A 19,477-nucleotide genomic window follows, 5' to 3' on the forward strand; every position below is an offset into this window, starting at 1 on the left:
CCTTTTTATCACACTATTATGATTGGATTTCTTGTAATAAGGAGGAATTCAATTGAGTTCATATACAGTACCATCTTCAGAAGTTCAGACGAATCGAAGAAGTATGTTTGCTTTATTAGCACTAGCAATTAGTGCATTTGGGATTGGTACGACCGAGTTTATTAGTGTCGGTTTACTACCATCTATTTCGAAAGATTTAAATGTTTCGGTTACAACAGCTGGTTTAACCGTTTCTTTATATGCATTAGGAGTAGCGTTTGGTGCTCCAGTATTGACGTCATTAACAGCTAGTATGTCGCGAAAGACGTTGTTAATGTGGATTATGATTATTTTCATTATTGGCAATGGTATTGCGGCAGTAGCAACAAGTTTTACTGTGCTACTTATCGCGAGGGTTGTATCTGCGTTTGCGCATGGGGTTTTTATGTCAATTGGATCTACAATTGCGGCTGCGCTTGTACCTGAGAATAAACGTGCAAGTGCAATAGCATTTATGTTTACTGGTTTAACTGTTGCGACTATTACAGGTGTACCAATTGGAACATTTATCGGTCAACAATTTGGCTGGAGAGCATCGTTTATGGTTATTGTGGCAATTGGAGTCGTTGCTTTAATCGCCAACAGTATGCTAATTCCTTCTAACTTAAAAAAGGGTACGTCTGTATCATTTCACGATCAATTTAAGTTGATTACGAACGGAAGACTATTACTTGTATTTATCATTACTGCATTAGGATACGGGGGAACATTCGTAACATTTACGTATTTATCTCCGTTATTACAAGAAGTAACAGGATTTAAAGCAAGTACCGTTACAATTATTTTGTTAGTATACGGAATTGCAATTGCGATTGGGAATATGGTCGGCGGAAAATTATCAAATTATAATCCGATTCGAGCGTTATTTTACATGTTCTTTATTCAAGCGATTGTATTATTTGTTTTAACATTTACAGCGCCATTTAAAGTTGCTGGATTCATTACAATTATTTTTATGGGACTATTTGCGTTTATGAATGTCCCAGGGCTACAAGTGTATGTCGTTATCTTGGCTGAGAGGTTTGTACCTAGCGCTGTTGATGTAGCATCAGCGATTAACATTGCAGCATTTAACGCAGGAATTGCTCTTGGTGCTTACTTGGGCGGTATTGTAACGAACTCGTTAGGATTAATTCATACGGCTTGGGTAGGCGGAATTATGGTAGTAGGTGCTGTGATTTTAACAGCGTGGAGCATGACATTAGAAAAAAGAGATCAAGTAAAATAAAAGGAGAGAAAATAAAATGAAAAACTTACAAAGTAAAACAGTATTAAATAATGGTGTAGAAATGCCTTGGTTCGGTTTAGGTGTATTTAAAGTAGAAGAAGGACCAGAACTTGTAGAAGCTGTAAAATCAGCGATTAAAGCAGGATACCGTAGCATCGATACAGCTGCAATTTACGGAAATGAAAAAGCTGTAGGTGAAGGAATCCGTGCCGGTATTGAAGCGACTGGTATTTCAAGAGAAGAATTATTTATCACTTCAAAAGTATGGAACGCAGATCAAGGATACGAAGAAACAATTGCTGCATACGAAGAGAGCTTAAAGAAATTAGAACTAGATTATTTAGACCTATATCTTGTTCACTGGCCTGTAGAAGGAAAATATAAAGATACGTGGAGAGCGCTAGAAACACTTTATAAAGAAGATCGCGTACGTGCAATTGGCGTAAGTAACTTCCAAATTCACCACTTACAAGATGTAATGAAAGATGCAGAAATTAAGCCAATGATTAACCAAGTAGAATACCACCCTCGTTTAACACAAAAAGAATTACAAGCTTTCTGTAAAGAACAAGGTATTCAAATGGAAGCATGGTCACCACTTATGCAAGGTCAATTATTAGATAACGAAACATTACAAGCAATTGCTGAGAAACACGGTAAAACAACAGCACAAGTGATTTTACGTTGGGATCTTCAAAACGGAATAATCACAATTCCAAAATCAACGAAAGAACACCGCATTATTGCAAACGCGGATGTATTTAACTTTGAATTAACAAAAGAAGACATGGAAACAATCGATGCGTTAAACGAAAATCACCGCGTTGGTCCAGATCCTGATAACTTCGATTTCTAAGATTAAAGTAAGAAAGAAAAAAGAGTGCTTTTATGCACTCTTTTTTTGTGCATAAAAATATTTTCTAATTAAATACTACTTAGTATTAAGTTTGTTATTAAGGGGCTGTAAATATGAATATAAAGCAATCGTTCAAACTTTTAGCTATGTTTTTAAGTGTCTTATTTGTATTATTCCCACTTCAAAAAGCATTCGCAGAGGTTATGGACCATACAAAGTATGAAATGGATTGGAGTTATAGTAGGTCAAAGAAGAAACCAATCCGAACAGAACTTATTAAAACGGCAGATGGAAAAATTGCATTTTGCTTAAATGTAGACTTAAAATCTCCGAGCGGTCAAGACTTACCAGAAATGGGTAAAGTAGATATTAACGTGTACCGTGTACTGTTGAATGGATATCCACAAAAGAGCCCACAAGAATTAGGGGTATCTGATTGGAGAGAGGCGCATTACGCAACGCAACTGGCAGTGTGGAATGCGTTAAAACAAATTGATGTTAATGATTTAGATTTCCGCAATAAAAATGTAGAGAAAGTAACGAAAGACATCGTTGCAAAAGCAAACGCTAGTGAAGAGTTACAAGAAATTACGATGAGTGTAACTCCTACAGAAGAACAAGAAGCAGTATTAAAAAATGATTTCTTTGAAACAGGTTTATATACAGTAGAAACAAATGCAAAAAGCGGAACGTATAAAGTGCAAGCAACAGGTGCACCAGCGGGTGTGAAGTTTGCAAATGAAAAAGGCGAAACAAAAACAGAATTTAATGTAGGAGAGAAGTTCCGCATTTTAATTCCGAAACAAACACCAGCTGGTGGATTTAGCTTTAAAGTATCAGGAAATTTAACGAAATTACAAGGGATTGCGCATAAAGGTACACCGACTATTCAAAATGCAGTAGTATTACTTGAGCGTAGTGAAGAGAAAACGAGCCCTGAGTTAGCGGTAAGTTGGAAAAAGGCTGAGGCTCCAAATAAACCAAATAAGCCATATACTCCAAATGAACCGCATAAACCGAATCAATATAAAAGGTAAATAAAAGCATTGGCCTATGCCAATGCTTTTTGTATGCGAGGATTAAAGTTATATTAAGAAAATAATAAAATAGATAAAATAGTGTTTTTACAGAGTAAATTATATTTTAAAATAATATAAATATAACAAAATCCTAACGTTACGATTAATAGATTAAATTCACAAAATTGTAATATTATTCTTGGGGGGAGGCTATTAAATACAGGTAAAAGCGTGTAAAATTCAGTTGGAAAAACTACCTATAGATGGTCATATATGAAGAAAATGTAAGGTTTTATTTTTAGATGTATAGATGACGAGACTAAAATATATCTTTTACTATTTTCCTTTTATGTAAGAAGAGAACTCATCACAAGTAGAGCGAAGTGAGGAGGGCGTAATACATAAAAAAATTTACAATATAAGAAAGCGAATACATTTAGAGAAATGCGGTAGTAATTGATATAGGTGCGAGAGGTGTTAGTCTATTCAATAAATGTTTTTATAAAAATAATAGGATTTCTTATTAAATGAATATATAGGATGGTTTGTCTAAAAAAAGGACAGGGGACACAGATTATGTCAAAGCAGAAAAAGAGTAGGGTATTAGTAGCTGGTATTTGTATATCTACATTATTATCACCAGTAGCTTTCGAAGCATCGAAAGGATATGCGGCGCCTTTGGAAGAGAATAAGGGCGGGCAGTTGGAAGAGAGTAAAGAGAATCGTTTGGAGCAGAGAACGTTTCATTTGCCTGGAAAAGGTAGTGTTGAAGAAGAGCAAAAACGCTTAAAAGTACGTTATGTACTTTCAACAAATGAACCAACTGGAATTTATGCTGGTCCAAATGAAGAAATTAAAATTGAAATAAAAGGAACGCAATCTATTAAAGCGTTCATAGGAACGAAGTCATATGATGAAAAAGGGTTTGAAGAATTTGAGTTAAAACCTGGTGAAAATAATATTTCATCTTCAAGAGGTGGAATACTATATTTTTATAACATGAATAATGATGGCGAAGTAACAGCTTCAGTTATTCATGGAGGAAGTCATTTTCCATTATTTGTATTAGGGAAACACACAAAAAAAGATTGGGATGCAATGTTAAAAAAGTATAAAAATCCTTATGCAGTTGAATTGAAGGGTGAGAGAAGTTTAATTACTGCAAGTCCTGAAGCAGTGGCAAACTATATGGGAGAGACGGATCCAGTAGAATTAATGAGGCTACATGATAAGATTATTCGCTTTGAAAATTCTGTAGCAGGATTATCTGAAGATGGTATAGGGGTGTCAAAAGCTCCAAACCACTATATCCAATTTGTTGAAAAGAGAAAACCAGATAAAGATGATTGGATGTTTGCTACTCATTATCATACAGGGTATGTTCCAGAGACTATGGATAGGGTTTTAAATATAAAGAGATTACAAGGAGATGGCTGGGGACCGTGGCATGAAGTAGGGCATTTACATCAGCAAGCTCCTTGGTTTTGGTCAGGTGTAGGAGAAGTAACAGTAAATATATATTCATTATCGGTTCAAAGAATGTTAGGCAATAAATCAAGTCTAGAAGAAGATGGTCATTATAAAAAAGCTTTTGCTTACTTAGATAATCCTGATGCTCAAAAAAAGATGGAAGAATTCGAGAAACTAGTAATGTTTTGGCAACTTGATTTAGCTTATGGAGAGCATTTTTACCCTAATTTACATCAAATGTATCGCTTATTACCAGAATCTGAAATGCCTGCTTCAGATGAAGATAAAAAGCAAATGTTTATTTATATGGCATCGAAAGCGGCTAAACAAAACTTAGTGCCGTTTTTTGAGAAATGGGGATTAGGTCCAAATGATGAGGTTAGAGGGAAAATCGAAAATTTAAATTTACCTAAATTAGAAAAAGAAATATGGAAAGCAACAGATAGTAATATTATTCGTGAAAAACAAGTGAAACCATACGGCGGGCTTCCTTATGGTGAAGCGTCTACTGTGGTACAAGATCTCATCGTTGGTGCGAATTTTAATGAAAATCTAGCAAATAGTCTTGTTCAAAATTTAGGTGAAAATGTAAAAGTAACAGGTAGAATTATGTGGCCGTATTTAGAGGTTGGAAAAAGAGCGGTATTAGTAGAAATTGAGGATGAGAAAGGACAGAGAAATTTCATTTCTGTTCCAGTTAACAGTCTTTATGGAGATACTATGGTATTTAAAGGTTACGGTGATGAGGTAAATTCTGTTATAACGCTCCTTCATGATGAAAAGAAAATCAACGTTTCTTTCGTTGGTAATGAGTTTCATGAGCGCTTTAAAAATGAAAAGTATGTAGGGATTACCTTATATGATAAGGATGGAAATGAAAAGAAAAATATTTCTATAGAAGGGCAAGAAAATTCTAAAAAGGTTGCTTTGCAACTTGAAGGTGTTGAACTTCAATATGGCGATATTATGAAAGTATATCATGCAGAACCAAGTCGTTTCGATTGGTATCAAAGTAATAAACTTGTAGATCAAGGTGGAGCTAAGAATAAAAAAGAAAAGTTCTTTAAGATTACTCCACAAGGATATGAACTAATAGACGGTATACAGGAAGTAGAAGCAGTACCGCAAAAAGTATTAATCGGGGCAGACGCTGAAAAATTAGAAGCGAAAAACTTTGTTCAAGTAAAAGGTGGAGAAGTAATTGGTTTTGTAGAAAAACCAAATACGACAAAGATTGGTGAACAAAAAGTAAAAGTAGAAACGAAAGATCGTTTCGGAAATAAGAAAGTGACGGAAGTACCAGTAGAAGTAACTTATGGAGATAGTTTACTTGTATATGGGTTAAGCTATGATGGTGACGATATGAAATCAATTATAACGTTGCATCATGATACGAAAAAAATGAGTGCGACAGATACGGATAATTTGATTCATGATTACTTTGGAGATGAGAAGTATTTTGAATTCACCTTGTACAATAAAGAGGGAAAAGAGAAGAAAAATATAGAGGTAAAAGGCTTGGAGAATACAGAAGCTTTTGCCAAGGAAGTAAATGGATTAGCATTTGAATATGGAGATGTGGTGAAAGTATATCATGCAGAATCTTCACGCTTACATTGGTATCAAAAAGGTTTATATGTGGGAGAAGGAAAAAATAAAGAAATAAAAGAATTATTCTTCAAAATTACTGAAAATGGATTTGAGAGATTAGAAGCTCTGCAAGAAGTAACAGCAGTACCACAAAAAGTAGTTATTGGAACTGACGTTGAAAAATTAGAAGCAAAAGATTTTGTGCAAGTCAAAGACGGAGAAGTAGTTGGATTTGTAGAAAAACCGAATACGACAAAGATTGGTGAACAAAAAGTAAAAGTAGAAACGAAAGACCGTTTTGGAAATAAGAAAGTAACGGAAGTTTCATTAGAAGTGGTTTATGGAGATAGCATTGCATATGCAGGAAATGGCGATGATATTGCTTCAATTGTAACTTTAAAGCACGAAGAGAAGAGATTCCATGCAACTGATATGGATAGCGAAATTCATGAGTATTTTAATAAAGAGCTATACATGGGGATCGCGTTATACGATGGAGAAGGAAAAGAGAAAAAACATGTAACAGCAGAGGGACAAGAAACATCAGAGAACTTTGCGAAGCAAGTGAATGGTATACAGTTCGAGTATGGAGATGTAGTGAAAGTATTCCACGCAGAACCGGATCGTTTGAAATGGTATCAAAATAATACACTTACTGGTCAAGGTGAGAAAAAAGGAACAAAAGAACTATTCTTCAAAGTGACAGAAAAAGGTTTTGAGAGAATGGACATGTTGCAAGAAGTCACAGCGAAACCTCAACAAGTAGTAATCGGAACAGATGTTGAAAAATTAGAAGCGAAAAATTTTGTTCAGGTGAAAGACGGAGAAGTAGTAGGATTTGTAGAAAAACCAACTACAGCAAAAGTTGGAAAACAAACAGTAAAAGTAGAAACGAAAGATCGCTTTGGTAATAAGCAAATAACAGAAGTGCCAGTAGAAGTGATTTACGGAGATAGCATTATGTTCTTCGGTACATGGCACGACGAAACGAATATTAAATCGATTGTTACATTAAATCATGAAGAAAAGAAATTCAGTACAACAGATTCAGAAGGTCCAATGCATACTTCATTTGCAGATGAGAAGTATATGGGAATGACTGTGTATGATAAGGATGGAAAAGAGAAGAAAGATTTATCAGTAAAAGCATCGGAGAATACGAAAGTATTTGCAGAACAATTTAATGGAATGACTTTTGAATACGGTGATGTAATAAAGGTATATCAAAGAGAGTTTGATAGATTTAAAGTGTATAAAAAGAATGAACTAATGAATGCGCAGTATGGTGTTCATGAAGTGCTCTTTAAAGTGACAGAGCAAGGTTTTGAGAGAATGGAAGCACAACAAGAAGTAACAGCTATACCGCAAAAAGTAGTAATCGCAACAAACGCTGATAAATTAGATGCAAAAAACTTTGTTCAAGTGAAAGATAGAGAAGTAATTGGATTTGTAGAAAAACCAAATACAACAAAAATCGGTAAACAAACAGTAAAAGTAGAAACGAAAGACCGTTTTGGAAATAAGAAAGTAACGGAAGTACCAGTAGAAGTAACATATGGAGATAGTCTTGTATACCAAGGGCTGGGTGATGATATTCGTTCTATTGTAACGTTAAATCATGATGATAAGAAACTACATGTAACGTCTACAAATGAACAAATTCATAGTTACTTTAACAATGAATTATATATGGGAATTACCCTATATGATCAAAATGGAACGGAGAAAAAACATGTAACAGCAGAAGGACAAGAAACTTCAAAGAATTTTGCTGAGCAAGTAAATGGTATGATGTTCGAGTATGGTGATGTAGTAAAAGTGTATCATGCAGAATCTGATCGTTTAAGTTGGTATAAAACTGGTGAGTTAATTGGAAAAGGGGATGCGAAAAAATTTAAAGAGATTTCCTTCAAGATTACTCAAAATGGCTTAGAGCAAGTACGATAATAAGAAAAAGCTCGTAAAACATTATGTTTTACGAGCTTTTTTATTATTCAGCTTCAGAAACAACTGTGAAGCGTTCGTTTACATGTTTTGGATTTTCGATTTCATCAAGTGCTGCAACTGCGAAGTCCTCGTAACTTACGTAGCTATCACCTTTTGAGTTAACAAGAAGATTGTCTTTGCCAGCTTTGTAAGAACCAGTGCGTTTTCCTAATGCGAATAGTGCAGAAGGGCTGATGAATGTCCAAGTGATATCATTTGTTTGTTGCAAGATTTCTAAGTTTTTACCTTGGTTTTGAGCTGTTGCAAGGTATTCGCCTGGGAAACCTGGTGTATCAAATACACGTGTTGTTTTTTCTTCGTCTACAAATAAGCTTCCTGCTCCGCCAACTACAAGTAATTTTGTATTTGGTGCACCTTTCACAGCTTCAATAAGTACGTTTCCTGCATCTACGTGAAGGTGTTCTTGCCCTGCTGGAGCACCAAATGCATTTACAACTACGTCGAATGCTTGTAGGTCGTTAGATGTAAGAGAAAATACGTCTTTTTCTAAAACTTTTACGTTTTCTTCTGTAATTTTTGCAGCGTTTCTTACGATTGCAGTTACTTCATGTCCACGATCTAATGCTTCTTTTAAAATACGACTTCCTGCTTTACCAGTTGCTCCGATAATTCCGATTTTCATAATAAATCCCTCCAAAGTGTTTTGTTAAATTGTATATCTGAAAGTGAATGAATGTATTGTAATTAGGTTTGTTACAACCCGTTGTAATCATTATAGTTACAGGTAGGTGTTTTTGTCAATGGGGTAGTTTGTAGATTTATTTTTTGTTTTAGTATGCACAGTTAGAGGGAGGAGAGTCATAAAGATATTGTTACTTCGCGCTTGGCTAATATTTGGAAATTGCAAATTGTCGAAAAATGTTGATTTTTGAATGTTTTTTAAATATAATTCGTTTTATGGAGAAAAGGAGGGGTTAATTGTATGAATATTTTGGAACAATTCGTTTCATCAACGAATACGATTCTTTGGTCATATATTCTTATTGCAATGTTAATTGGTTTAGGGCTTTATTTTTCTATTAAATTGAAATTCGTACAGCTTACTCATTTAGGAGAAATGATTCGTTTAATGAGTGATGGACTAACTGGCAAGACACGTAAAAAGGGCAGTGTATCATCGTTCCAAGCATTTTGTATGAGTTCTGCAGCTCGTATTGGTATCGGGAACTTAGCTGGTGTAGCGTTAGCTATTTCTATGGGAGGACCTGGAGCTGTATTTTGGATGTGGGTTATTGCGATTATTGGTGCTTCTTCAAGTTTCGTAGAAAGTACGCTTGCGCAAATTTATAAAATAAAAGATGGCAGTGGCTTCCGTGGTGGTCCTGCTTATTATATGGAAAAAGGTTTAAATAAACGTTGGATGGGGATTTGGTTCTCTATTCTGATTACAATTAGTTACGGTTTAATTTTCAACTCAGTACAAGCAAATACAGTAACATTAGCATTTGAAAATGCATTTGGCTTAGAGCGTTATATTGTTGGTATTGTATTAGCTGCATTAGTTGCGGTTATTATTTTTGGTGGTGTAAAAAGTATTGCACGTATGTCGGAAATGATTGTTCCGCCAATGGCGCTTATTTATATTGCCGTAGCTATTTTTGTTGTCATTAAAAACTTCTATTTAATACCAGATGTGTTTACGGAAATCTTTAAAGGTGCATTTGGTTTAGATTCAGCTGTAGGTGGCGGTATCGGTGCTGCGATGAAATATGGTATTCAGCGCGGATTATTTGCGAACGAAGCAGGTATGGGTAGTGCGCCGAATGCGGCAGCAACAGCTGATGTAACGCATCCAGCGAAACAAGGTTTTATTCAAACGATTGGAGTATTAGTAGATACATTCTTAGTATGTACATCAACAGCATTTATCGTACTATGTTCTGGTGCATATAAAGCAACGAATTTAGAAGGTATTGAATTAACACAAAATGCATTAAGTTCACAAATTGGCCCATGGGCGAGCAGTTTCTTAGCGATTATTATTTTCTTATTTGCATTTAGTTCACTTCTAGGAAACTACTATTATGGTGAAACAAATATTGAATTCATTAAGCAAAGCAAAACGTGGTTAACAATTTATCGTATTGCGGTAGTTGGAATGGTATTATTCGGTTCTGTTGCGACGCTTCAAGTTGTATGGAATATGGCGGACTTATTTATGGGGCTAATGGTAATCACGAACTTAATTGCGATTACACTTCTCGGCCGATTTGCGTATGCTGCATTGGCAGACTATGTAAGGCAAAAGAAACAAGGAAAAGATCCAGTCTTCAGTGCAGATTCTATTCCTGGTTTAACGAATACAGAGTGTTGGGATAAGTCAGCGGTAACAGATAAAGAAAAAGCAGTGTAAATGAAAAGGCGAGCATCGAGGTGAATTCGATGCTCGCCTTTTTTGTTGTAGGAAATGATGAAAAGGGTGAGAGGTAATTATTAATATAATTTTTTTTGTTTATTTCTCTCTCGTTATTTGTGGGGAACGTGCTGTATTAAAAGTATGACTGGTCGAAGAGGATAAGTGATTGAGTATTGGATAAATGTATGTAATGGCTATATTTTTATGTAAAAAAAACACGTATGTTAATTTTATTAACATATTCATGTTATAAAACCTTACATAAAGTTCTTGATTACTTAAAGTTTTTAGAATATAATTTTCTTATTGTTAGGAAGAGGGGGCAATGCAAATATGGATTTTTTAGCTAGGGTAATTGGGGATGTAAATAATATCCTTTGGTCATATGTCATTATTGCGATGTTAATTGGGTTAGGGCTCTATTTTTCATTTCGTGTGAAATTTGTCCAAGTTCGTTACTTCGGTGAAATGATTCGTTTGCTTGGGGATGGAGCAAGCTCGAAAACGAGAAAAGCGCAAAAAGAGAAGAGCGGCGTATCATCATTTCAAGCGTTTTGTATGAGTACAGCTTCTCGTGTAGGTACTGGTAACTTAGCTGGTGTAGCTATTGCAATCTCAGCAGGTGGTCCAGGAGCAGTATTTTGGATGTGGTTAATCGCGGTAATTGGGGGTGCTTCTGCATTTGTAGAGAGCACATTAGCGCAAATTTATAAAGTAAAAGATGGGAATGCATTCCGTGGGGGCCCAGCGTATTATATGGAAAAGGGTTTAAAGAAACGCTGGTTAGGTGTTGTGTTCTCTGTTCTAATAACAGTAAGTTTCGGATTGATTTTTAACGCTGTACAGTCTAATACTGTAGCGGCTGCCTTTGATGGGGCGTTCAAAACAGATAGTAGATTAGTAGGTCTTGTTATGGCTGGTTTACTTGCAGTTATTATTTTCGGCGGAGTAAAACGAATTGCTCGCGCGGTTGAAATGATTGTTCCAGTAATGGCAATTATTTATGTAGCAGTGGCATTATTCGTTGTTGTAACAAACATTACGGCAATTCCATATGTATTTAAAGAAATTTTCTTACATGCTTTCGGAATTAAAGAAGTAGTAGGTGGAGGATTAGGAGCTGCGATTTTATTAGGGGTAAAACGTGGATTATTCTCAAATGAAGCAGGTATGGGTAGTGCGCCGAACGCAGCAGCGACTGCAAACGTAACGCACCCAGTTAAACAAGGTTTCATTCAAACTTTAGGGGTATTTACAGATACATTATTAATTTGTAGTTGTACAGCATTTATTATTCTTTTATCAGATGTGCATAATGCAGCTGATTTAAATGGAATTCAATTAACGCAGCAGGCGTTAAGTCAACATATCGGTCCATGGGCTTCTATATTTGTAGCAGTTGCAATCTTCTTGTTTGCATTCAGTTCATTAGTAGGTAACTACTACTATGGTGAAACGAATATTGAGTTCTTAAATGGAAGTAAAGTGCTATTAAATGCATACCGCATTGCTGTACTTGGTATGGTTATGCTAGGGTCCGTGGCGACAATTCAAATCGTTTGGGATTTAGCAGATTTATTTATGGGAATTATGGCTGTTATTAACTTAGTAGCAATTGTATTCCTTTCTAAGTACGCTTTCGCAGCGTTATCAGATTATATTAAGCAAAAGAAACAAGGGAAAGATCCAGTCTTTTATGCGGAGTCTATTCCAGGTTTGAACAATACAGAGTGTTGGGATAAGCCAGAGGTAGCTGATAAAGAAAAAGCAGTATAATGAGGTGAGCATCAAGTGAAACTTGATGCTCATTTTTTGTTGGTTCAGCTATTTGTGTGAAGTGAAACTCCCGTTCATTAAAGTTTCGCTTTATAATGAAAAAGACGAACATTCATGAATGTTTCATAATAAAACGTATTTTTTTAAGAAAAATGCGGATATGAATTATGATTTATGTTAGAATGGAAAATGCCTTTGAAATAAGAGGTTTTATGATCTTTCCTATCCGATTGAAGGTTTTGGAGGAGAAATGGAAAGTTCGGATTATTTCTTGTTTCGAATGGTCAGACGTTCAACGTTAATGAAGAGTTAAATGGAGGATTTTATTAATGAAGTTTGTTATGTTCCTTGTAGGATTACTCGTTGTATTTGTACTCGGTTTTCTTATAAGTGCCGATCGAAAGAAGATTAAGTATAAACCAATCGCAATTATGCTTATTATTCAGCTAGTATTATCTTATTTCTTATTAAATACGCAAGTTGGTTATATTTTAGTAAAAGGAATTTCAGATGGATTTGGCGCACTTCTTGGATATGCGGAAGCTGGAATCGTTTTCGTATTTGGTGGTCTTGTTAATAAAGGAGAGGTTTCATTCTTCTTAACAGCGCTATTACCAATCGTATTCTTTGCGGTTTTAATCGGAATTCTGCAACACTTTAAAATTTTACCAATATTTATTCGTGCTATTGGTACGTTGTTAAGTAAAGTAAATGGTCTAGGAAAACTAGAATCATATAACGCAGTAGCAGCTGCCATTGTTGGACAAGCAGAAGTATTTATTACAGTAAAAGATCAATTAAGTAAAATCCCAAAACATCGTTTATATACATTATGTGCATCTTCTATGTCGACAGTATCGATGTCAATTGTTGGTTCTTATATGAAAATGATTGAACCAAAATATGTAGTAACAGCACTTGTATTAAATTTATTTAGTGGTTTCATTATCATTCATATTATTAACCCGTACGATATTACAGAAGAAGAAGATACACTGAAATTAGAAAATAAGAAGAAACAATCATTCTTTGAAATGCTAAGCGAATATATTATGCTTGGTTTCACAATCGCGATCACAGTAGCGGCAATGTTACTTGGTTTCGTAGCATTAATTACAGCAATCAATAGCTTGTTTGATTCAATGTTCGGTATTACATTCCAAGCTATTTTAGGATATATTTTCTCACCATTAGCATTCGTAATGGGCATCCCGCAAGCAGAAATGGTAACAGCGGGACAAATTATGGCAACAAAATTAGTATCAAACGAGTTTGTTGCGATGCTTGATCTTGGAAAAGTAGCTGGTGATTTATCGGCTCGTACAGTTGGTATTCTTTCTGTATTCCTTGTATCATTTGCGAACTTCTCATCTATCGGAATTATCGCAGGTGCAACGAAAGGTATCGATGAAAATCAATCAAATGTTGTATCATCATTCGGCCTACGCCTTGTGTACGGTGCGACATTAGTAAGTATTTTATCAGCGATTATCGTTGGTGTTATGTTATAAAGTGAAACTTTAATTAGTGGGGGGAGCTTTATCCCCCGCTGATTATCAGCCCTCACCAATCGGGCTTTTATGGGCAGTTAATCAACCATCTAACTTCTTTGTTTTCGCTGAATGTTGAGATGGGGGTCTTACTGCCCGTTAAAGCGGGGTAAAAAAAGGATGGCTCTAGCTCATAGCTAGGGCTATTTTTTTATGGTAAATTTGCATGAAAAAACCAATTAATTAGGAATATATTAACATATAAAAATCTTTTAAAATTTATATTGCATTTCACCTAGATAACGCTTACAATTTGATTTGTAGGTGGTATCAATTTCAGACTTTCAAGTATGGTAGGAGAGAAGAAGCTACCTTTTATAAATTGCAATTTATGTAAACGCTTACTGATTTTAGATGACAGTTGAATAGTTTTTAGGGGTTTTAAATTTTTTTAACAACAATGGTCAGACGTCATTCGTTATACGTTATACGACCAATAACTTGTGGGAGAAGTGGGGGATTCACATATGAAAATAGTAATGTTTCTAGTCGGTTTACTTGTAGTGTTTGTACTAGGTTTCCTTATCAGTTCAGATCGTAAGAAAATTAAATATAAACCAATTGCACTTATGCTTGTCATTCAATTGGTACTTGCGTATTTCTTACTAAATACAAAGGTCGGATTTGTATTAGTAAAAGGGATCGCAGATGGATTTGGTTCTATTTTAAAATTTGCGGAAGCTGGGGTTAACTTCGTATTTGGTGGTCTAGCAAACGATGGACAAGCACCATTCTTCTTAACAGTATTATTACCGATTATTTTCTTAGCAGTATTAATCGGGATCCTGCAACATATTAAAGTTTTACCGATTATCATTCGTGCAGTCGGTTTCCTATTAAGTAAAGTTAACGGTTTAGGAAAACTAGAATCATATAATGCGGTAGCGGCTGCAATCGTTGGTCAAGGGGAAGTATTCATTACAGTAAAAGATCAACTAAGCAAATTACCGAAAAATCGTTTATACACACTTTGTGCATCTTCAATGTCTACAGTATCGATGTCAATCGTCGGTTCTTATATGAAAATGATTGATCCAAAATATGTAGTAACAGCACTTGTATTAAACTTATTCAGTGGATTCATTATCGTTCATATCATTAATCCATATGAAGTAAAAGAAGAAGACGATATTTTAGAATTACAAGAAGACAAGAAACAAACATTCTTTGAAATGTTAGGCGAATATATTATGCTTGGTTTCTCTATCGCTGTAACAGTAGCGGCGATGTTAATCGGTTTCGTAGCATTAATTACAGCAATTAACGGTGTATTCGATTCAATTTTCGGAATCACATTCCAAAGCATTTTAGGATACATTTTCTCACCATTAGCATTCGTAATGGGTATTCCAACATCAGAGATGCTACAAGCAGGACAAATTATGGCAACAAAATTAGTGACGAACGAATTCGTTGCAATGCTTGACCTTGGAAAAGTAGCTGGCGATTTATCAGCTCGTACAGTAGGTATTTTATCTATCTTCCTTGTATCATTTGCGAACTTCTCATCTATCGGAATTATCGCAGGTGCAACGAAGAGTATCGATGGCAAACAAGCAAACGTTGTATCATCATTCGGTTTAAAACTTGTATACGGTGCAACGTTAGTAAGTATATTATCAGCGATTATCGTTGGGGTTATGCTTTAATAAATTAAGAAAAGCAATGAGCGTAAGCTCATTGCTTTTTTGTTTAACTTGCTTTATCCAAATCTCTTTTAAAACGTGGTTTCTCTAAATAAGTTCCCAGTCTCCACACATATTCCACTGGACCCATCCGGTATTTCTGGAGCCAATAGGTGCTAACGAATAATTGAATCGTATAAATTCCGATGGTTAAAAGAATACCGAAGAAATAACCGATTTTACCGTATAGGCCAAATCCATATGCGTAAAAAATAGTTGTTGCAATAATAGATTGTGCTAAGTAATTACTAACGGACATTTTTCCCATGTTCGCCATGTATGTTAGTAGACGAGATGCTTTTTTGTAATGGAATAATAAAATAATCGTACTTCCGTAAAAGAAGGTCATAGTTACTGGTGTAAGGCCATCTTGTAACATAATTAAAATCGGATGCTTTACGAACATAGCTAAGATTTTAATTGTAAAAGAGAAGAGACCGGTGGCAAACCATATTTTTTTGACAGCAGGTATATGTTTATTGACCTCAAATAGCCAGCCTTTTTTCCCTACATACATTCCGAGTAGGAACAGTGGAGACATAAAAATTATTGCGAAAACTGATATGAAAAATAATCCGAATGCACCGTCAATTCCCATGTAATCAAAAGGATTTTCAGTCAATCTAAAGTTGACGTGATCCATATAGCCTCCGGTTTGATGGACTTTATGTTCTTTTTCAGTATAAGGTGCGAAATCATTTATATTTGTAGATGGATCAGTTTGATAGGACATAAGTGTAATAAGTGCGAGTAGAATAATCGCCCAAATGAGCAAAGTTTTCGGTTTTCGATTGATGAACATCATTAAGAAAATCCCGATAACTCCGTATGCAAATAAAATATCTCTCTCCCAAACAAAAGTGCCGTGAATGTAGCCAAGTAGTAAAAGAATGATAATACGTCTTATGTATGTAGGGAAGAATTTTTTTCCTTTTGCGATAATACTTTTTTGTAACAAAATAATGCTAAGCCCAAATAGAAAAGAAAATAGGGATATAAAATTGTGTGTGCCGAAAAATTGAATAAACCAATTAGCGCCTTTATCAAGATTGCCGAATAGATAAGTGGGTTTTTCACTGGTGAAGAACCCAAATTGAATTAATGTCATATTGACTAGTAAAATGCCAAACAAAGCGAAACCACGAATTGCATCGACAGCTTCTACACGTTGATTCATTTTTTCTCTCCTCGTATATTGTTTTTATATTGAAAATAATACCATTTTATAGCTGGCGCTATGTCAAATATGAGGAAATTTAAGGTGATTTTAAGATAGAGAGCAAATAAAAAATCACCTTAATACATGTATTAAGGTGATTGAAATATTATTGAGCTGGAGGTGTAAATGTACGTTTCTCTAATTCAGCATCTAGCATAAATAGTGCGTTTGAATCACTTGTAATACGTTTTAGTTTTTGGATGATGCTATCAAATGAAGCTTCTTCTTCTACTTGCTCATCGACGAACCATTTTAAAAATGTAATTGTTGCGTGTTCACGCTCATCCCAAGCGATATCAGATAAGTTATAAATACGCTTCGTTACTTCACGCTCGTGCTCAAGTGCCACTTCAAAAGCGTTCAATACAGATTCATATTCGTTATTTGGATTATCAAATCCAGTAATAATAGCACGCTCACCACGGTCATTAATGTAGTTGTAAAGCTTCATTGCGTGGAAACGTTCTTCTTCAGCTTGTACAAGGAAAAAGTTAGCGAATCCATCATAGCTCTCAGCTGTACAGTAAGCAGCCATTGCCATATAGGCGTGGGCAGAGTAAAATTCAAAGTTCATTTGATCGTTTAATGCGTCGTGCAATTTTTTAGATAACATAAAATCCCCCTTAGTATTGTGACAAGAACATTATACCATAATTGATAATATTCTCATTTGGATACTTCGAACCTTTTCGAAAGCTTTGTGACGTGTGCCTCCATAATGTCTTGTAAATCTAAATCATATTTTTGTGAAAGAATAATAAGATTAGATAGTACATCACCAAGTTCTTCTTTTAACTCTTGTTTTAGTTCTTCTTCTGTTTTCACTTTTTCGTCAGGACGATCACGGCCAATTTCGATTGCACGAACAACGCGTGAAACTTCTCCAACTTCCTCTGTTAAGAAATTTAAGCGAATAAAGGAATTATACTGTGACCAGCTTCGTTTTTCGTAAAATTCCTCCACCCATCTTTGAAATGCGACGATATCCATTTCTTCCTCATCCCTTCAATATGTTGTACAATATTCATTGTATCATAACAATATATAGTTTCGGGGTGTAGGAATGAGAAAGATTTGTGTGTTTGCAGGTTCTAATTTAGGGGAGAGACCAGAATTTAAAGAGCAGGCAATAGCGTTAGGAAAAATGTTTGTTGAGAACGATTATGAGCTTGTATACGGTGGTTCTTGCGTTGGATTAATGGGAGAAGTGGCAAACGAAGTTCTTCGCTTAGGCGGACGTGTAACAGGTGTTATGCCACGCGGTCTATTCCGAGGAGAAATTGTTCATACAGGGCTAACAGAATTAATTGAAGTAGAGACGATGCATGAACGTAAAGCGAAAATGGCAGAGCTTGCGGATGCTTTTATTGCATTACCAGGCGGATACGGAACGTTTGAAGAGCTATTTGAAGTAGTATGTTGGTCACAAATTGGTATACATAATAAGCCGGTTGGTTTATTGAACATAAAAGGCTTTTACGGACCAATTTTACAAATGGTTGAACGTTCAGCTGAAGAAGGATTTATGAATCCATCAAATAAAGAATTGATCGTTTCAGCTGAGACGGCAGATAAACTAATTCATGCAATCCAAAATTATGAGCGTCCTGTTTTGGGAACGAAGTGGAAGCAACTATCATAGCAAATACGGAAACACATGTCGTTTTAATTTAAGATGGCATGTGTTTTTAATTTGGTTAAATATGTTAATGTTTAGATGTAATGTTTTGGGGAAAGGAGAAATAGATGGAGGAGTTCGTATATTTACGTCCGGTTTTTAAAAGTATTTTAGCAGCATCTATTCTTGTTATGCTAATTGTTTTGAGACAGAAGAAAGAGTTGATTAATGAATTTTCGCTTTGGTTTATCTCGGTATTGTGTATCGGTGTTTCCGCGATAACGTTGTTTATGTCCGGATTTATCGTTGATGAGTATAATCTAGGTGGAGATCCACAATCGTTTTGTATGTTTATTGCGATTGGTTGTATTAGTGGTCTGAATTTCATTATTTATTACAGAAGGCAATAAAAGAGGCATTCCATATTACTTTGGAATGCCTTTATCATTTTGATTGCTTTGTTTTTTATACAGGTACCAGCCACCCCAGCCGCCACCAATTGCTACGACAACGAGGAAAGCATAGTCCTTAACCTCGACACGTATATTGAAAATATTAGCTATAAGTAAGAGAATCCCAACTGTTATTAACGCAAAAAACGCTCTAATTAAGTAGTCTTTCAACTGAACCACTCCCGTCATTTAAGTAGTAAATGATGAATTTGGAAAAGCCTTTTGGATCTATGATACTAAAGGGTGTTTCCTATATTTTAACATAAAAAGGATTGTAATATAGTGATAAAAGTGGGGGCGAGTTGTGTGTTAATACTGTCGTGATTTGTCGGTAAATTGATATCCCTTGTCGAATCGTTGATATATTGAGGGTAATGATCGATATATTTGAAAAATCGTTGATATAATTTCGTGTACCGTTAAGTGCAACCACTACATAAAAAAAGCGACTCTGAACGAGCCGCTTCTGCTTTAATTTTATTATCCAGCGCCGGTAGCTAGAATGTTTGGTGTCTTCGCTTTTTCCTGCGAGGCAAAGAGCGCCTCGCAGGAAAAAGTTCCATCCCCCTCACATTCTGAGAGAGCTACTTCCGCTTTTAACGATATCCAGCT

General features: G+C 35.3%; 15 protein-coding genes. 10 read left to right on the plus strand and 5 right to left on the minus strand.

Going from position 1 to position 19,477, the window contains the following annotated elements; all coding sequences use genetic code 11:
• Positions 1 to 103: 103 nt before the first annotated feature.
• The 4 genes from DN403_RS12780 to DN403_RS12795 all read left to right on the plus strand — a co-directional run bounded on the left by DN403_RS12780 (position 104) and on the right by DN403_RS12795 (position 8,149).
• A complete protein-coding gene (locus DN403_RS12780) occupies positions 104 to 1,267 on the plus strand; it encodes an MFS transporter (protein WP_164852167.1) in 1,164 nt (387 codons plus the stop codon).
• A 16-nt stretch (positions 1,268 to 1,283) separates the two neighbouring features.
• Positions 1,284 to 2,123, plus strand: a complete 840-nt coding sequence (locus DN403_RS12785; protein ID WP_000793558.1) for an aldo/keto reductase — start codon at positions 1,284 to 1,286, stop codon at positions 2,121 to 2,123.
• Positions 2,124 to 2,236: 113 nt separating this feature from the next.
• On the plus strand, positions 2,237 to 3,160 hold the full coding sequence (locus DN403_RS12790) for a thioester domain-containing protein (RefSeq protein WP_001022528.1): 924 nt from the start codon (positions 2,237 to 2,239) through the stop codon (positions 3,158 to 3,160).
• A gap of 558 nt (positions 3,161 to 3,718) precedes the next feature.
• Entirely contained in the window at positions 3,719 to 8,149 is a 4,431-nt protein-coding gene (locus DN403_RS12795) for a putative mucin/carbohydrate-binding domain-containing protein (RefSeq protein ID WP_086398391.1), read from the plus strand.
• A gap of 43 nt (positions 8,150 to 8,192) precedes the next feature.
• On the opposite strand, the gene DN403_RS12800 is transcribed toward DN403_RS12795, so the two are convergent.
• Positions 8,193 to 8,831 carry an NAD(P)-dependent oxidoreductase gene (locus DN403_RS12800; RefSeq protein WP_000689910.1) on the minus strand — a complete coding sequence of 213 codons (639 nt, stop codon included), beginning with the start codon at positions 8,829 to 8,831 and terminating at the stop codon, positions 8,193 to 8,195.
• Positions 8,832 to 9,131: 300 nt separating this feature from the next.
• Between DN403_RS12800 and DN403_RS12805 the strand changes: the two genes are divergently transcribed.
• The 4 genes from DN403_RS12805 to DN403_RS12825 all read left to right on the plus strand — a co-directional run bounded on the left by DN403_RS12805 (position 9,132) and on the right by DN403_RS12825 (position 15,540).
• Positions 9,132 to 10,562 (plus strand): alanine/glycine:cation symporter family protein, encoded by a 1,431-nt coding sequence (locus DN403_RS12805; protein WP_001022952.1) that lies wholly within the window; start codon positions 9,132 to 9,134, stop codon positions 10,560 to 10,562.
• 336 nt (positions 10,563 to 10,898) lie between these two features.
• Positions 10,899 to 12,341, plus strand: coding sequence for an alanine/glycine:cation symporter family protein (locus DN403_RS12810; RefSeq protein WP_000346410.1), 1,443 nt, complete (start codon positions 10,899 to 10,901; stop codon positions 12,339 to 12,341).
• 329 nt (positions 12,342 to 12,670) lie between these two features.
• The gene (locus tag DN403_RS12815; RefSeq protein ID WP_000673845.1) at positions 12,671 to 13,852 is read left to right on the plus strand and encodes a NupC/NupG family nucleoside CNT transporter; all 1,182 of its coding nucleotides are present in this window, start codon (positions 12,671 to 12,673) and stop codon (positions 13,850 to 13,852) included.
• A 506-nt stretch (positions 13,853 to 14,358) separates the two neighbouring features.
• Positions 14,359 to 15,540, plus strand: a complete 1,182-nt coding sequence (locus DN403_RS12825) for a NupC/NupG family nucleoside CNT transporter (RefSeq protein WP_000706853.1) — start codon at positions 14,359 to 14,361, stop codon at positions 15,538 to 15,540.
• A 43-nt stretch (positions 15,541 to 15,583) separates the two neighbouring features.
• Here the strand turns inward: DN403_RS12825 and DN403_RS12830 are convergent, their stop codons facing one another.
• The 3 genes from DN403_RS12830 to DN403_RS12840 all read right to left on the minus strand — a co-directional run bounded on the left by DN403_RS12830 (position 15,584) and on the right by DN403_RS12840 (position 17,785).
• Entirely contained in the window at positions 15,584 to 16,753 is a 1,170-nt protein-coding gene (locus tag DN403_RS12830; protein WP_149185526.1) for a DUF418 domain-containing protein, read from the minus strand.
• Positions 16,754 to 16,901: 148 nt separating this feature from the next.
• Positions 16,902 to 17,408 carry a ferritin gene (locus DN403_RS12835; RefSeq protein WP_000949393.1) on the minus strand — a complete coding sequence of 169 codons (507 nt, stop codon included), beginning with the start codon at positions 17,406 to 17,408 and terminating at the stop codon, positions 16,902 to 16,904.
• 53 nt (positions 17,409 to 17,461) lie between these two features.
• A complete protein-coding gene (locus DN403_RS12840) occupies positions 17,462 to 17,785 on the minus strand; it encodes a MazG nucleotide pyrophosphohydrolase domain-containing protein (RefSeq protein ID WP_000355764.1) in 324 nt (107 codons plus the stop codon).
• Positions 17,786 to 17,858: 73 nt separating this feature from the next.
• On the opposite strand from DN403_RS12840, the gene DN403_RS12845 reads away from it, so the two are divergent.
• Both DN403_RS12845 and DN403_RS12850 read left to right on the plus strand, forming a co-directional pair.
• Positions 17,859 to 18,437: an LOG family protein gene (locus DN403_RS12845; protein WP_033669073.1), complete on the plus strand. Its 579-nt coding sequence runs from the start codon at positions 17,859 to 17,861 to the stop codon at positions 18,435 to 18,437.
• Positions 18,438 to 18,541: 104 nt separating this feature from the next.
• Positions 18,542 to 18,823 carry a hypothetical protein gene (locus DN403_RS12850; RefSeq protein WP_000390910.1) on the plus strand — a complete coding sequence of 94 codons (282 nt, stop codon included), beginning with the start codon at positions 18,542 to 18,544 and terminating at the stop codon, positions 18,821 to 18,823.
• Positions 18,824 to 18,838: 15 nt separating this feature from the next.
• On the opposite strand, the gene DN403_RS12855 is transcribed toward DN403_RS12850, so the two are convergent.
• Positions 18,839 to 19,036, minus strand: a complete 198-nt coding sequence (locus tag DN403_RS12855) for a hypothetical protein (protein ID WP_000656312.1) — start codon at positions 19,034 to 19,036, stop codon at positions 18,839 to 18,841.
• Between the last annotated feature and the right edge of the window lie 441 nt (positions 19,037 to 19,477).

The organism is Bacillus sp. AY2-1, assembly GCF_008368965.1.
Taxonomy (GTDB): domain Bacteria; phylum Bacillota; class Bacilli; order Bacillales; family Bacillaceae_G; genus Bacillus_A; species Bacillus_A thuringiensis_S.